The following is a 2345-nucleotide window of genomic DNA, read 5'->3' as shown; positions in this document are numbered from 1 at the left end:
TACTCTGAAGATCCTTCCGTGAAGGATAACAAAGGTATCATGGTACTCAACCGCAGTGAAAAAACCTGGGACCCTGAGTTCATGGCCGCCTCTTTCCGTTTGAAAGAAGGCGAAATCTCTTCTCCCGTTAAATCCCAGTTCGGCTATCACCTGATCCAGATGCTGAAACGTTCCGGCGATAATATCACCGTTCAACATATCCTTCTGAGAGCAGCGGTAACCAAATCCGATCTGGCAGCCAATGTATCCAAACTGGATTCTATTCGCACCAGCATCCTGGCCGGCAAAATCAACTTTGCAGAAGCCGTTGCGAAATACAGCGACGCGCCAAGTGCCAAATTTGATGGTGGTATGCTCCAGTCTAAAACAGGCGACGGTAGCACCCTGATCACCATTGATCAGCTGGACGATCCGGAACAAAGAGATATTGTACTGATGCTCGACACCCTGAAACCAGGCAAAATTTCAGCACCCGTGCAGTTCACAGACGAAACTGGCCGCCAGGCGGTACGTATCGTTTACCTGAAAACACGCTCACAACCACATAGAGAAAATCTGACAGACGATTATTCCCGCATACAACAACGTACGCTGGATATCAAACGTGCAGAAGCTATCAACAAATGGCTCCTCGAAAAGATCCCTACTTTCTATGTGCACGTGGATGACGAGTACAAAAACTGTAATCATATCAGCCAGTGGATGGCAACCCTGGCGAAACAATAAAGCAGCTGTCAGCTGTTAATAAAGCGGAGATAGAAGCGGAAGCTTTTATCTCCGCTTTTTTTACGGCTTTCCGATACCAGATAGGCCAAGCCTGATACCTTTCCCATACCTTTCTGGTTTTCTCCTTTTTTGCCGTACCTTTGCGACTTCAATTTTCTGCCATGAGTGATGCGATCAAACATGAATGCGGTCTGGCATTTATAAGATTAAGAAAACCGTTTTCCTACTACCAACAAAAATATGGGAGTGTTTTCTATGGGCTGAACAAACTGTACCTGCTCATGGAAAAACAACACAACAGAGGTCAGGATGGCGCTGGTTTAGCTACCGTTAAACTAAATACCGAACCTGGTGTTCCCTTTATGCACCGCATCCGCAGTGCTGCCCCACAAGCCATCGGGGATATTTTCGCAAAAGTACGTGACGAGATACAGGAGATAGAAAAATATCAGCCTGAAATCACCAAATATCCAGGACTGATGAAAGGCCATGTGCGTTTCCTCGGGGAGCTGATGATGGGACATATCCGTTACGCTACGCAGGGTAAAAACAATGTGGAACTCTGCCATCCTTTTGTACGCTACAACACCATTCCTGCCCGCAACCTTGCTATGGCAGGTAACTTCAACCTGATCAATACAGATGAACTCTTTGAGTTCTCCAAAGCTGAACCAGGTGATGTACATAAGAACAGCGATCTCGCCGCCATGCTGGAAGTGGTGCACCATTTCCTCGCTAAAGATGATAATGAAGGCAGCAATGACCTTGATATCAAAAATATCCTGCAACAGGCATTCTCAATGTTTGACGGCGGTTATCATACCTGCGGACTGATTGGTTCCGGAGATGCCTTCGTTATCCGTGATCCACATGGTATCCGTCCTTCCTACTACTACATTAATGAAGATGTGATTGTGGCTGCCTCAGAAAGAGCTGCTATCCGCACCACTTTTAACGTAGGCGAAAATGAAGTACTGGAACTGATGCCGGGTAATGCACTCATCGTTAAAAACAACGGCGACTACAGCATTGAACAAATTCTCGAACCTAAGGAACGTAAAGCCTGCAGCTTTGAAAGGATCTACTTCTCCCGTGGTAACGATGAAAAAATATACAAGGAACGTACTGACCTGGGCCGTCTGTTATCCGGTACGGTTTTAAAGGCCATCGACAATGACCTGCGCAATACCATCTTCTCCTTTATTCCAAACACCGCTGAAGTAGCCTTCTATGGCCTGTTAAAAGGACTGGAAGACTATCTCAACAAAATAAAGGTGGAACGTATTCTTTCCTGGGGTAAAGACTTCGATGAGGAAAAGCTCACTGAAATGGTGAACCGCCGCATCCGCATCGATAAAATAGCTACCAAGGATGTAAAAATGCGTACGTTCATTACCGAAGATTCCAGCCGTAATGAAATGGTACAACACGTGTACGATATCACCTACGGTAAAGTAAGACCAGGTATTGATTCCCTCGTGGTAATAGATGACTCCATTGTTCGCGGTACTACCCTGAAAGAGAGTATCGTTAAAATGCTGGATCGTTTAGGACCGAAAAAAATCATCATCGTATCTTCTGCTCCGCAAATCCGCTATCCGGATTGCTATGGTATTGAT

Annotated in this window: 2 protein-coding genes; both read left to right on the top strand. The window is 45.7% G+C overall.

Annotated features, from left to right (window positions below; translation table 11 throughout):
• A partial coding sequence (locus tag VIP81_RS06365) for a peptidylprolyl isomerase (RefSeq protein ID WP_331957636.1) occupies positions 1-726 on the top strand: 726 nt, incomplete at its 5' end.
• A 161-nt stretch (positions 727-887) separates the two neighbouring features.
• A partial coding sequence (locus tag VIP81_RS06360) for an amidophosphoribosyltransferase (protein WP_331957635.1) occupies positions 888-2345 on the top strand: 1458 nt, incomplete at its 3' end.

This window comes from Chitinophaga sp. (assembly GCF_036566945.1).
Taxonomy (GTDB): Bacteria; Bacteroidota; Bacteroidia; order Chitinophagales; family Chitinophagaceae; genus Chitinophaga.
This window is presented reverse-complemented; position numbering and strand designations above follow the sequence as displayed.